Genomic DNA, 13,862 nt, shown 5'->3' with positions numbered 1-13,862 from the left:
TTCCCTACACGACGCTCTTCCGATCTCCCAATCTTCCTCCTGTGGGCCACAGGCTCGGGGTCTGTCCCAAGGCGGTAGAGGTGCAGGTTCCCGCCGTTGTCCGCCTCTTCCATGCAGTACACAATCGGCCCCCTGGTCACGGCCACCTTCCCGATATCCTCGCGCACCCTGGCATCTGCTGCCATGACGCGCACCTCCATAGGGAACTCAAGCTCCAGGCGTTCGCCGTCCTTCCAGACCCGCTTTACATAGAGATAACCGTCCCTGATATCCTCGCCCTCCAGGCATCCCGCCTCTCCGTCTATGGTATAGGCATTGCACCAGCCGGGGATGCGGAGGGCAATGGTGAATTCCGTCTCCTCCTGCGCCCTCACCTCCAGCGCCACTTTCCCGTCCCAGGGGAATCCGGACGTCATGCGGATTTCCACCTTTCCGCCAGCGAACTCCTTCTCCAGCACACATCCGATGTACAAATGTACATACAGAGTGTCCTCCGACTCCGTACAGGCATAGGACGCGATAGAGCTCAGCGTCCTGGCGATATTGGGCGGACAGCATGCGCAGCCGAACCATTTCTGCCGCACAGGCTTCACATGGCGCTTCCTGCTGTCCTTATAGCAGGCCTCCGGCAGGCATTCCAGCGGATTCACGTAGAAGAAGCTCTTCCCGTCCAGGGCGATGCCGCTCAGGATTCCGTTGTACAGCGCCCTCTCCATCACATCGGCATACTGGCTCTGTGCTTTTATCTCCAGCATCCGCCTGGCGAAGAACACCAGCCCGATTGCTGCACAGCTCTCCGCATAGGCCGCATCGTTGGGAAGGTCGTAGTCAAAGGAGAAGATCTCCCCCATGCTGTTGGCCCCGATTCCCCCTGTGATATACATCTTCTTCTCCGTGATGTTCTCCCAGAGCGCCACACAGGCTCTGTAAAGGGAATCGTCCCCTGTCAGCCGCGCCACGTCCGCCATGCCGGAATAGAGGTAGACCGCGCGGACGGCATGGCCCACTGCCTCCTTCTGCTCCCGCACCGGGAGGTGGGCCTGGTGGTACCAGTGCCTTATTTCTCCCTCCTTGCCCTTCTCTACGGTCTCCGGGTGCTCTTCGTCATAGTAATACGGCCTGGTGCCCCTCTGCTCAATGAAAAAGCGGCTCAGCTCCAGATATTTCCCGTCACCGGTCTGCTCATAGAGCCGCACCAGAGCCAGCTCCGCCAGTTCATGGCCGGGATACCCCTTCCTCTTGCCCTCCTCAGGGCCGAAGCAGGAACCGATATAGTCCGCGTACCGCATGGCCGCCTGCAGGAGCTTGTCCTTCCCCGTTGCCTGGCAATAGGCCACCGCCGCTTCCGTCAGATGGCCGAAGCAGTACAGCTCGTGGTTGTCCCGCAGGTTCGTGAAGACATAGTCCATGTCGTTGATGATGTAGTAGGTGTCCAGGTATCCGTTCTCAAGCTGTGCGGCGCACACGGCATCGATTGCCTCGTCCACTGTCCCTTCCAGCTCCGAATCCGGGTGCTGGGTAAGGGAATACGCCGCGGCCTCAATCCATTTGAAGAAATCGCTGTCCTGGAACACATTGCCGTAGAACCTGTCGTCCTCCATGTGATTCCTGTCCTCGGGATGGCACCCAGAGACGAGCGGGCGCTTCTCTGGCACATAGGCCTCCCCCAGCTCCCTTCTCCTGGCGTTCAGTTTCCCCGCCGCCCGGAAATTGTGCATGCAGTAGCTGGGCTCAGCATCCGGGACTCGGTCGTTCAGCGCCTCCCACTGGTAAGGAATCACCTCCTTCCTTACCAGCTCCATCTTCTGTTTCCAGAAGGCGTCCGTCACCTGTACTCTCCTTAAAGAGACTGGGCGACTGTATTCTTTCTTGTCCATCCTCTCTCCTATCTGTGCGCTGCCGCACTGGCAAGCTCCTTACTCCATCAGGCCGTATTTGCGGAAAGTCTGCTCCGCATCCTCCAGAAGCTCCTGCCCGCCGCTGCTCAGCCAGTTCTCTACGAATCCATCGTAATCATCCGTCTCGCCCAGGATATATCTGCTCACGAACTGGCTCTCCACATTGCCCGCTTCTGTCTTTACAGTAGGATCTGGATTCAGGAAGCGGTAGTTCACGGACCAGCGATCCATCTCCATGGCCTCATTCTTCAATTTCATCGCCCTTTCCGTCCAGATGTCCACCACCTCAGTAGCGCCCAGCGTCAGGTTGGCAGGCCGGGATACGATGAGCTGTCCCCAGCTACAGGCATTGGTCTGTCCGAACACAGTGTTGGAAAAATCATCCTGCCATGCATATATGGAGCCATCATCATTCCGCACGAATCCCATCTGCTCCTCGATTCCCGCACCGAAGCGGATGTTCAGGTAATCGTCGCTCATCCCTGCGGTCTTCTCCAGGAAATCGCATATGATGTCCATCTTGGCGCTGTCTTCCGCAGTCTTGGCGGATACAGAGCAGCGTGTCTCGGACAGCAAATCCAGCGCATCCAGTTTACCGCCGCACATGTCCATGATAGTCCAGCCAGTGGCAAGGGACTCGCTGCCTCCGCCGCCCGATGTCTCCATCATCAGCGCCTCAGGCGGATAATAGCATATGCCATAGGCTCCCTGGAACAGATTAGGCTTCCTCTCGTCCCAGCCCAGGGTATACCAGTCCGGGTCGATGACCTTCTCATCTACCATGCTCTTCGCGAAATCAAGGAACTCCTTATAGGATCCGTCCAATATCGGATGGCTCACCGTATTCTCATCCGTGATATAGAAGCTGGGATTTCCATACATCATGAGGAGCTTTGCCACCTCACCGATTCCGCTTCCGCCTCCGGCAGCGGTAAAGCCATAGGTGTCATCCACACCGTTCCCGTCGGGATCGTTGAAGGTGAACGCTTTCATGACCTGCAGCAGCTCCTCCGGCGTGGTGGGCATGGCAAGCTCCAGGTTGTCCAGCCAGTCCTGCCTGATCATGAACGCCCAGATCTGTCCGCCGGGCATGCCGCCCACAGCCTTCAGCTTTCCGTCCTCCGTGGTGTAATAGGCTATCTGATCATCTCCCATGTTCGCCAGCACGGAGGGTATCTTGTCCGCATAGACATTCCAGTCATCCAGCAGGACGCCTTCGTTGTAAAGCATGTCCAACTGTGTGGCGGTGCCGAATCCAATCAAATCCGGCTCCGCGTCAGAGGTGAACCTGGTCACGAGCTCGTTCTCGCCCTCTCCCTCCATAGCGCAGGTCAGCGTCCAGTCGCCGCCGAACTTCTGCTCAATGTAGGCTTCATAGGGATCGTCCTGGGCCGGGGCCCTGGAGGTCCATGGATTCGTGACGAAAGCCTCTATCGTCACATCCGATCCTTCCGCAGCAACTTCCCCACCCGCGGCATCCTCCTCTGCGGATTCCTCTTCCGCCTTCTCGGAGCTTTCGGCAGCATCGCTGCTCTCAGCCTTGGAACTCTCCTGGCTGTTCCCTGAATCCTTGTTTCCGCAAGCCGTCATGACCATCGCCATGGCCGCTGCCAACGCCAGTATCTGCATCATCTTCTTTTTCTTCATAGCTTTTCCCTTTCTTTTACATTGACTCTTTATTTGACAAATGCTCCGTCAGAGCGGCCGTCCCTGAAGAAGCTGTCGTGCACGCCGTTTTGCTGTCCCGGACAGCCATCAACCTTTCACCGCTCCCATGTATACGCCGGATGTGAAATATTTCTGCAGAAAAGGATAGACACATAAAATGGGTACTGTCCCTATCATGGTCACCACCATGCGCAGGGAGGTGGTGGTCTGCTGGTTCGCGGCATCCACCTGCATTCCGCTGTTTACATTGTAGCCCAGATTGGAATTCGTGAACATATTGCGCAGAAGGAGCTGCAGCGGGTACAGGTCTGTATTCTTCTGCAGATAGATCATGGGCTCGAACCAGGAGTTCCAGTGCCCTACCGCCATGAACAGCCCCAGCGCCGCCATGACCGCCGTGCTCAGCGGAATGGCGATCTGCACCAGCATCCTGAATTCGCCGCAGCCGTCAATCTCCGCCGATTCCATCACCTCTTTGGGCAGACCGGAGAAGAACTGCTTAAAGACCAGGACCGACCAGGTATCCACCATTCCCGGGAGTATCATCGACCAGAAGGTATCCACCAGCCCAAGTCCCTTCACTGTCAGGAAGGTGGGAATCATGCCCCCGTTGTACAAGACCGTGACCATGACCGCGAACAGCAGGAATCTGCGCCCCGGGAGATCCTCCTTTGAAAGCAGGTACCCCATGATCAGCGTACAGGCCAGCGTGACAGCCGTACCGATTCCGGTTCTGAGTATGCTTATGAACAGTCCCTTGATGTAGGTGTCATCTCGGAAAAGAATCCTTCTGTACCCCTCAAGCGTAGGCTTGAAGGGAATCACCATCAGGTTCCCCCTGGACATGTATTCCTGCTGGCTGGTAAAGGACAGCCCCATAACGTAGATTAACGGAAAGAGCGAGACCAGCACCAATATCGCGACGATTATGACAATGACTGCCTGGTATAGTTTTTCTGTATTTATCTGCCTTTTCTTCATTATTCCTTTCCCTCTCATTTCTGCCGTCTCTGCTGCGAATCACCAAATCCCCAGCCCGGCGAACTTGTTCGCCAGCTTGTTGCTAACTAGAACGAGAACCAGGCCCACCGAGGATTCAAAGACGGACACCGCGGCCCCCAGCCCATACTTGAGTTTTCCAAGCCCCTGTCTGTACAGCCAAGTCCCGATTACGTCGCTGACTTCATAGTTTGTGGGGCTATAGAACAGCAGAATCTGCTCCGTCCCCGCCGCCGACAGAATGGAGCCGAGATTAATCATCAGGGAGAAGACGATAATCGGCACAATCCCGGGGAGCGTGATATAGCGGATTCTCTGAATCGGCCCCGCGCCGTCCAGGCGGGCCGCCTCGAACAGCTCCGTGTTGATGTTGGTCAGCGCGGCCAGGTAGATGATGGTAGACCAGCCCAGGCTCTTCCACAGCCCGCTGCCGATCAGAATCGGAAGGAAGTATCTCTCCGACATCAGGAACTGCTTGGCCTCGACTCCGATAAAGCCCAAAAAGCTGTTGATATATCCCGTATTCTGGAAAAGCACCTGGACAATGGCATACACGATGACCCAGGAGAAGAAATGTGGGATATACAAAATGCTCTGGCTGATTCTCCGGAACTTTTTGCTCGTCATGTCAAAGAGCATGATCGACAGGATGATGGGAGGCACGAAGCCGCACAGCAGTCTCAGCAGAGAGATTCGGATGGTATTGAACAATATCTTCTGGAACTCCTGGGACCGGAACAGCTGGGCGAAATTGTCCAGCCCAATAAACGGGCTTCCCCAGATGCCGCCCTTTATGGTATAGTTTTTCGTGGCAAGCACGAACTGCAGAAAAATAGGCCAGTAGCGGAACACTATCAGGTAGGCAAAGGGAATGATTGCCAGCAGGTACAGTATCCGATACTTCTTTATTCTGTGGAGGACTGTGTTCTTTTTCTTTCCCTGTACAGATGCATTCATATCTTCCGTGACACTCCTTTCAGAAATCTGTGCGACATGTTTTGCGATAAACATATTGTAAATTAAGTTTTCTAACTATAAAACATACTGTTTCTGACTTTATGTATCAAAAACTGACCTTTTATTCATTTTGCCCTTGTCCTTTTCCCTTTATACTGGTATCTTGTGCTTATTGCACACAAATCACATTTCAGCATCCATCTCTCCTATGTATTTTCGTAAAAGCATAAAAAAAGACTGCCGTAACCTACTGTACGACAGCCTTCTGCCATGGTCTGCTATCTGCTGTTGTAATGCGTCTTATGGAAGGCCCTGCGGTATTCGCTGGGAGAAATCCCTTCCGATTTCTGGAACCGCTTGCTGAAGACCCTGGCATTGCTCATCCCCACCTGCTCCGCCACCTCCGTGACCTTCAGGCTGGTGGTGGAGAACAGGTATTTCGCCTGCCTGATCTGCTGGTGGATGATGTACTGCTTGGGGCTTATGCCTGTCTTCCTGCGGAACATCCGAATGAAGTATTGGGAATTGTATCCGAACTGTCGCGCCACCTCCGCCACCTGAAGATTCTTGTAGCAGTTGGCGCGGATATAATCATAAATCTTGTCCATCATGGTCCCGGCATCCGGCGACCTGGCCCGGAGCTTCTCCAGATTGATTTCCCGTGTCACCTGCGCCAGCTCATACAGCACCAGCTCCATGCAGATGTCGCAGGGCCGTATGGGGGCGCTCGTCCTTTTGTATACGGACTGATAGTACAGGAGCTGGTTGATCAGCACCACCAGCTGCGTCCGATCCGAGGGGCGGCAGCATTCGTTAAAGATAAGGCCGTCCGAACCGTCCCCAGACATCCGCTCCAGCAATGGGAAAAGACGCCTTTCCCCCTCCAGCACCTCCACGTCCCTGATTCGGAAATGGAGCCAGTAGAACGACACATCCCATGCCGCTTCTATCCCGATGTGCTCTTCGCCCGGGAACAGAATGAAGCAGTCCCCTTCCAGGAATTCTTTTCTAGCCTGTCCTATCCTCATCTGGAACCGGCCCTTCAGGACAATTACAAGTTCATAGTCATCCAATATCATTTTGGGGTGTGTCCATTTTCCGTTGGAGACAAATATCCCCCCCGATATATATATCGTTTCAGCGTTCTCCTTCTTTACAATATAACGCATGCTTTACCCCTGCATTCCTGTCTGAGACTTCACTGCCGCAGCACTTCCTCAATCTTCTCAATCATCTCGTCCTCCTTGAGCCGGAACTTGATCTCCACCCGCCTGGAGGCCTCCATGTTCACCTGGTCCGTGGGATTCCCCTGAGCGTCGGCGGCATAGATGGGCTGGCTGAAGGAGCGGCCGTTCACCGTGAGGATGCCCTTGAGCTGCTCTATCTTGTCCTCCGCAAGGCCGTTCTTCGGATCCATGCAGAATTTCGCCACAGAGTAGGCGCGGTTGTAAGACAGCTCCATATTCGACTCGTAGGTGCCGTCCGTGTCCGTATGGCCCTCGATGATGATCTCCGCGATATACTCCCGGAACTGCTCCTGCATCAGCACGTCCAGGTACATGGGGATGATCTCCTTTAAGGTGCTGCGGCTGTCAGCGGACAGCGCCGCGCTGTTGTACCTGAACAGCACGTCCGATGAGAAGGTGATGGAGCCGGTCTGGGCGTCCACGCTCATGGCCGAGTTGTTGAAGGCGGACTGCAGGGCCCCGATGATGTCCGTCCGTATGCCCACGATCGCCTCCAGCTCCTGCTGGGTGGACGTAAGCTCGTTCCTGGCGTTCTCGATCTCCAGATAGGCCTTGTTCAGCTCGTCCTGGGTCAGCGCGGCGTCAGCATAGGCCTGCTGGAGCTCAGCCAGGGAATTCGCAAGCTCTTCATTGGACTTCTCGATGGCCGCCCTGTACTCATCCAAATCCGCCCTTGCCGCCTCCAGGTCCTTCTTCGCGTCCTCCAGCTCCTGCCTGGCTATCCCCAGACTGTTCTGGGACCGCTCCAGGTCCACGGTCTTCTGCCTGTAGATGGCCAGGGTGATGGCGATAATCAGCACGAATATCAGAAGCAATGCCGCCATCATGTCCGAGTAGGACTGCCAGTAGCTGTGTTCCTCGAAGGCTTCTCTTCTCTTTCTTCTATTTTTCGTCATCATACAAAGTCCTCATCTGCTGAAAGGTGTACAACTGGCTGCTCACGTCCCGGCTGATCTCCTGGCAGACCGTCTCCAGCCTGCGCTTCTGCTGCTCCAGGTCATCCGCCAGCCGCTCCTGCCGCTTGAGCATCTGCTCCATGCTCTCCTGCATGTTCCGGTTGGACTGGGCCAGGGCGTCCACAGCCTCCAGAAGCGCTTTTCCGTTCTCCCCGTTCTGGGTCTGGGCCTGGGAGGCCAACTGCAGCGCGGCGCCCAGGTCCCGGAACTCGGTGCCCATCACGGACTGGAGCTTCTCCATGAAAGCATGGGCCATCTGTTCCAATTGCCTGGCCTGCTCCGCGGCCTGGCCCCGCTCCAGCTCCAGGAGCTCCTTCATATAATTGGCCTGATTGGCCTGGTACACCAGCATGGCGGCGGTGTTCTCGTCGCCGGAGCTAATGGGCGGGGCGGCGTACTGCCTGTAGGCGCCGAGGAAATAGTTCAGTTTGCCGTAGGCATCCGCCATGATGCTGCGGTAGACGAAGTTGAATATCAGGGAGAAGATGATGCCGTACACCGAGGTGTGGAAGGCCACTTTCATCCCGGACAGCAGCGGCCCCACGTTGTCGGAGATGGTATAGATGTCATCGCCGCTGAAGGACCCGAGCCCCAGGGACAGCCCGATGAAGGTGCCCAGGATGCCCAGGCCGGTCATGGTTCCGGAGATAGCGGAATTGTAATGGCTGCCGCCCACCCTGTCCAGAAGCTCTTCGTTGATATAGTCCTCGATGTCGCAGCTGCCCGCGTACCTTTTCCCGATGCGGCTGTTGTTCATCTGCTGTATGAATTTGGCGAAGGCCTTCTTCAGGTTCTCCTCCTCGAAGAATTCCTTGTCCTTCTCCAGCTCGCTCCACACATTCTGGTTCCCGGCCTTTTTATAGGCTTCCTTTAAGTCCCCAGCGGCATCCACCAGTTCGTCCGTCAGGCTGTTCAGCCGCATGAAGCTCACCGCCGAGATCACGAACAGGATACCGATTATCCCTAGGAAGACCCCGTTGATGACCAGGTTGCTGACGGATTCCACCTCGCCGGTGAAGACCCCGTTGATGGCCAGCACAAAGGCCACCATGGCGGCGTATACGATGAACAGTCCGTAAAATAATCTGCTTTTCATTGGTTCTTTTCACCTCTTTCATTTTCTGCCGAAGGGCGCTTGGCAGCGCCCTTCCTCAGAAGCAGTCCCATTGCGCCCCATGCCGTACATGGGATGGCGCGTTTCTCCCAGTGACACAATTGTATCACCCCGTGATTCCCTTTACCTCATAGCCGGCCTCGGCCACCGCCGCGGTCAGGGCCTCCTCAGAGACCTCCGCCGCCAGCTCCACTGTGGCCGTCTTCGCCTCCAGGCTCATAGTGACGGCGCTCACGCCCTCTATGGCCTCCAGGGCCTTCTGTACCCTGCCTGTGCAGTGTCCGCACATCATTCCCTCAATCGTCATTACCTTTGTCATACTTTCCTTCCTTTCCGCGCGGTTCCCTGCCGCGCTGTCCGCGTTTTTCTCTGTTTCCACAGGCGTATCTGCCGTGTCCGCGGCCGTCCTCTCGCCGTACAGCCGCTCCGCAGCCTCCGCCGTCCCCTCCGGGATTCCCTCTCCGGTACCCCGTGCAGCCTCTTCGGAATCCGCCGTCCACTCCGCTTCGGCCTCATCGCCTGCCCCGGAGCTCCTGCGGGAGGCGAAGCCGCTCTTAAAGCCCCGCAGCCGCAGGGCATTGCCCACCACGAAGATGCTGCTCAAGCTCATGGCAGCCGCGCCGAACATGGGATTCAACTTGATGCCATATATAGGATACCACAATCCGGCCGCCAGGGGAATCCCTATGGCATTATAAAAAAAGGCCCAGAAGAGGTTCTGCTTGATATTGCGGATGACGGCCCGGCTCAGGCCCACTGCCGTCACCGCGTCCCGCAGGTCGCTCTTCATCAGGATGATGTCCGCGCTCTCCATGGCCACATCCGTCCCTGCGCCGATGGCCATGCCCACATCCGCCGCGGCCAGGGCCGGGGCATCGTTGATACCGTCCCCTATCATGGCGACTTTGTGGCCGCCGGCTTTCAGCTCCCGTATCTTCTTCTCCTTGTCCTGGGGCAGGACTTCCGCCACCACCTCGGCGATGCCAAGCTGTCTCCGCACCGCCTCCGCTGTCCTCTTATTATCCCCGGTGAGCATCACGACCCGGATGCCCATTTTCTGGAATTTCCGGATGGCCACATCCGAGGAGGGCTTGATTTCGTCGGCCACGGCGATATAGCCTAAGAACTGCCCTTCCCGGGCCACCATAAGAGGCGTCATCCCCTGATCCGCAATCTCCTGAATCCCCCCAAGGGCCACAGGGTCCATGGCGATGCCGTTCTCCTCCAGATAGGCACGGTTGCCCACCAGATACCGGGTTCCGGCCTTTGCCCCCGCGTCCTTTCGGGCCAGGAAGGCCTCCTGCTGCCCATGGGAAATCCGCTTCGCCCGCTGTCCTTTTCCGTCCCCTTCCAGAGCTGCCACGGAGGATGCCCCGTCCTCCCCGGGCACGAACCGCGTAGGCGGGATGTCATCTGCCAGCACACCTTCCACGCCCCTGCCGAACACAGCCCTGAAATTCCTGATTTCCGGCAGTTCCAGCTTTACAGAGGCGGCGTGCTCCACCACGGCCTCCGCCAGGGGATGCTCGCTCTTCTTCTCCAGGGCCGCCGCGATCCGCAGCATGGTGTCCGTGGACATATCCTGCACATACACGCCCACCTGCATGCATCTCAGCTTCCCGGCTGTGATCGTCCCCGTCTTGTCCATGACCACGGTGTCGATGTCCCTGGCCTGCTGCAGGGCCTCGCCGGACTTGATCAGTATCCCGTGGCCGGCCCCCACGCCGGTGCCCACCATGATGGCTACCGGCGTGGCCAGCCCCAGAGCGCAGGGACAGGATATCACCAGCACCGCGATGGCCGTAGATATGGCGAACTCCGCCCCGGCCCCGGCAATCAGCCACACCGCCAGCGTCACCAGGGCGATGCCGATCACCACCGGCACGAACACCCCGGCCACCTTGTCCGCAAGCTGGGCGATGGGGGCCTTGCTGGCGCTGGCCTCCTCCACCAGGCGGATGATCTGGGACAGGGTGGTGTCCTCCCCCACTCTGTCGGCCCGGCATTTCAGGAACCCGGCCTTGTTCACCGTGGCGGACACCACCTTGTCGCCCTCCCGCTTCTCCACGGGCACGCTCTCTCCCGTGATAGCCGCCTCGTCCACGCTGGAATATCCCTCCAGCACCGTGCCGTCCACTGGCACCAGGCTCCCGGGCTTCACCAGGAAGACATCGCCGCTTCGCAGCTCCTCCGTGGGAACCTCAGTCTCCGTGCCGGCCTCCGAAAGCACGATGGCCGTCTTCGGCGACAGATCCATGAGCTTGGTGATGGCCTCGCTGGTCTTTCCCTTGGAGCGGCTCTCCAGGTATTTCCCCACTGTGATCAGGGTCAATATCATGCCCGCGGACTCGAAGTACAGGTCCTGGGAGTACTGCTCCACCACCGCCATGTCCCCATGGCCCAGGCCGAAACCGATCCTGTACATGGCAAAGACGCCGTAGACGATGGCAGCGGAGGCTCCCAGCGCGATCAGGCTGTCCATGTTGGGGCTCAGATGCCCCAATGTCCTGAATCCCACCGCAAAAAACTTCCGGTTCATGTACACGATGGGCATAAGCAGCAGGAACTGGGTCAGGGCAAATGTCAGGGCATTCTCATTCCCATGGAAATAACGATGTACAAAGCCCGGTATGGGCAGGCCGAACCATTCGTTGTACATATGGTACATGGCCACGTACATCAATGGCACCAGGAAGCCGATGGAGACGCCCAGACGCCACTTCATGGCCCGGGCCTGGGCCGCAGCCTTTCGCTGTACGCTGTCCCGGCCCGGCGCTGTCCCGACATATCCGCCCCCTGCTGCGGATACCGCCTCCCGCGCCGTACCCTGCCGCCCTCCGTCCTGATTCTCTGCCAGGTGGCAGGTGCCGGAGGGCAGGTCCCCGCACTGCCCCTCCCCCTGGCCCCGGTTTCCCGCCCTGCCTACCGCGGTCTGTACCCGGCCACCGCCGGTAATCCGCGATGCGCCGTACCCCGCTTTCTCCACAGCAGCCATGATTTCCTCTCCTGTAAGCCGCCCCTGGTCATAGCTGACCTCCATGGTCTCCGTCAGCAGATTCACCGAGGCCTTCTCCACCCCCGCCAGTTTATTCACCGCCTTCTCCACATGGGAGGAACAGGCCGAACAGGTCATGCCCGAAATGTTGTATCTCTCCTTCATCATCATGTCGCTCCTTTCTGCCCCTGTAACCGCATCCTGTGCGCTTCCGCCACGGTCCGCCGCCGGAACCGATGCAAAAGCGGATTCCCGCAAAAGCTCCGCGGCAATGCCTTATTTCAGCTTCTTCATCAGCTCCACCGCTTCGTCCACCACGGCAAGATTGCCTTTTCGGATTTCCTCCACCACGCACGTCTCCATATGTTCCTGCAGAATCAGATAGGCAAATGACTGGAGAGCGCTCTCCACGGCAGCCACCTGCACCAGCACGTCCCCGCAGTACCTGTTCTCGTCCAGCATCTTCCCGATGCCGCTTAGCTGCCCCGTCATACGGTTCAGCCGGTTCTTCAGCGCCTTCAGCTCCTTCTCCTCCCGGGGCGTGGTCTTCCTGTGGCAGCAGCACCCAGCTCTGCCATCCACCGCCTCGCTCCATTCCTGACTGTTCGTAGTATTTCCCTCCGCCATCTTTCTATCCTCCTGACCCTGTCTGCCGCGGACGGCAATTTGTTCCGTTTCCTTCCCTCCGGTTTTCAAGGCAAAATACCCCAAGGGGGTATATATCCTTTCCTTCTCAGGATATACCCCCTTGGGGTATTTGTCAAGGGCATTTTTCACAAATGTCTTGGACCTTCAGTCGAAGACCCTGTACAGGAACCGCGTTTCCGGCCCTGGCTTTTCCGGCTCGGGAGCTTCCTGCACCTGGAAAATCTCCTCTCCCAGCCTGACCCTTTCCCCGGCAGTCCCTTTCACGTTACCGCCGTACCTGCAGCCCTCCACGCAGACGCTCACCTGACAGGCTATGCCTTCCGCCTCCAGCCCTGCCCTGTCGAACTCCATCAGCACCTTCCCCTTCCCAACGATCTCATTCTGCAGGATCCTGGGCCGGTAGTACCTCCCCAGCAGCTCGTCGTCGCCGTTTCCTATCCGGATATAGAGCTCCGTCCCGAACTCCGTGAGCAGCCGAAACGCATTTCCCATGGGATACAGCCTGGTAATCTTCCCGTTTGCCGGAGCGTACACCCGGTCGCAGTCAGGCTCAATCACCAGCGCGGGGCATTCCCCATCTCCCTGCGCCGTCACGGTGCCGGACACCGGGCTTCCCACGGACCAGTGCCGCCCTTCCTCCTGGCAGTGCCCCTTCCCGCGCCCCCGGAGCCTCCTCTTCCCTCCTGTATGCCGCGCCTCTCTGGAATGCCTTTCCTCCATGGAATGCCTTTCCTCCTTGGAATGCCTTTCCTCCTTGAAATCCCTCTCTCCCATGGAATGCTTTTTTTCCACGGAATATCCCTCTTCCATGTCTTCCACTGCCTCCAGGACACCTGTCTGCCCATACATCGAGACCCTGCCCAGCATAAAGCCTACCACCGCTGCCGTCATCATCCACATCACGCCCAACAACATCATCGTCGAACCCATCCTTTCCATAACCATACTTAACTATACTAATCGGCGGTGAAATCTGCCCGAATGTCCCTGGAGGCGTTCGCCCCGCGAGAGGGCCGGCATTTTCAGCGCTCGTCAGTATTGATTAATGCCAAGTTTTCCCTGTCCGAAAAAAATTTATGCGATATTTAAAAAAAGTAGTTGACAATTCCTTCAAAGCAAGCTATACTCATATTCGTATTCTGAATGAAAGTCATGGAACTCACATATTTTTGTAAGTCGCTATTACTTTGATGACGATTTACAAAAATATGTGATTTTTTTGCCCGACGTTTAAGAATTACAAATTTTCATTACAAGGAGGTACCAAAATGAATAACGGTACAGTTAAGTGGTTCAATTCTGAAAAAGGTTACGGATTCATTTCCAACGACAATGGCGGCGACGATGTGTTTGTACATTTCTCTGCAATCGTTGGCGAAG

General features: G+C 57.1%; 10 protein-coding genes. 1 reads left to right on the top strand and 9 read right to left on the bottom strand.

What is annotated here, in order from left to right; genetic code table 11:
• Window positions 1–1,916: 1,916 nt before the first annotated feature.
• The 9 genes from Q2B33_RS19455 to Q2B33_RS19415 all read right to left on the bottom strand — a co-directional run bounded on the left by Q2B33_RS19455 (window position 1,917) and on the right by Q2B33_RS19415 (window position 13,400).
• A complete protein-coding gene (locus Q2B33_RS19455) occupies window positions 1,917–3,545 on the bottom strand; it encodes a hypothetical protein (RefSeq protein WP_300565234.1) in 1,629 nt (542 codons plus the stop codon).
• A gap of 108 nt (window positions 3,546–3,653) precedes the next feature.
• Entirely contained in the window at window positions 3,654–4,547 is an 894-nt protein-coding gene (locus tag Q2B33_RS19450) for a carbohydrate ABC transporter permease (protein WP_300565236.1), read from the bottom strand.
• A gap of 39 nt (window positions 4,548–4,586) precedes the next feature.
• Window positions 4,587–5,522 (bottom strand): sugar ABC transporter permease, encoded by a 936-nt coding sequence (locus Q2B33_RS19445; RefSeq protein ID WP_300565238.1) that lies wholly within the window; start codon window positions 5,520–5,522, stop codon window positions 4,587–4,589.
• A 278-nt stretch (window positions 5,523–5,800) separates the two neighbouring features.
• Window positions 5,801–6,691, bottom strand: coding sequence for an AraC family transcriptional regulator (locus Q2B33_RS19440; protein ID WP_300565240.1), 891 nt, complete (start codon window positions 6,689–6,691; stop codon window positions 5,801–5,803).
• Between the two features lie 29 nt (window positions 6,692–6,720).
• A complete protein-coding gene (locus Q2B33_RS19435; RefSeq protein ID WP_296457019.1) occupies window positions 6,721–7,668 on the bottom strand; it encodes an OmpA family protein in 948 nt (315 codons plus the stop codon).
• Window positions 7,652–8,821, bottom strand: coding sequence for a MotA/TolQ/ExbB proton channel family protein (locus Q2B33_RS19430; RefSeq protein WP_300565243.1), 1,170 nt, complete (start codon window positions 8,819–8,821; stop codon window positions 7,652–7,654). The genes Q2B33_RS19435 and Q2B33_RS19430 overlap by 17 nt, the downstream gene beginning before the upstream one ends.
• A 124-nt stretch (window positions 8,822–8,945) precedes the next feature.
• Window positions 8,946–12,005 (bottom strand): heavy metal translocating P-type ATPase, encoded by a 3,060-nt coding sequence (locus tag Q2B33_RS19425; RefSeq protein ID WP_300784052.1) that lies wholly within the window; start codon window positions 12,003–12,005, stop codon window positions 8,946–8,948.
• 105 nt (window positions 12,006–12,110) lie between these two features.
• Window positions 12,111–12,461, bottom strand: a complete 351-nt coding sequence (locus Q2B33_RS19420) for a metal-sensing transcriptional repressor (RefSeq protein WP_300565247.1) — start codon at window positions 12,459–12,461, stop codon at window positions 12,111–12,113.
• Window positions 12,462–12,626: 165 nt separating this feature from the next.
• Window positions 12,627–13,400: a PTS glucose transporter subunit IIA gene (locus Q2B33_RS19415; protein ID WP_300565249.1), complete on the bottom strand. Its 774-nt coding sequence runs from the start codon at window positions 13,398–13,400 to the stop codon at window positions 12,627–12,629.
• 350 nt (window positions 13,401–13,750) lie between these two features.
• Here Q2B33_RS19415 and Q2B33_RS19410 point away from each other — a divergent pair.
• A partial coding sequence (locus tag Q2B33_RS19410; protein ID WP_300914183.1) for a cold-shock protein occupies window positions 13,751–13,862 on the top strand: 112 nt, incomplete at its 3' end.

Origin of the sequence: uncultured Acetatifactor sp., from assembly GCF_948601915.1 — a bacterium.
Taxonomy (GTDB): Bacteria; Bacillota; Clostridia; order Lachnospirales; family Lachnospiraceae; genus Acetatifactor.
Note: the sequence above shows the minus strand (reverse complement) of the source record. Positions and strands in the feature narration are given on the sequence as shown.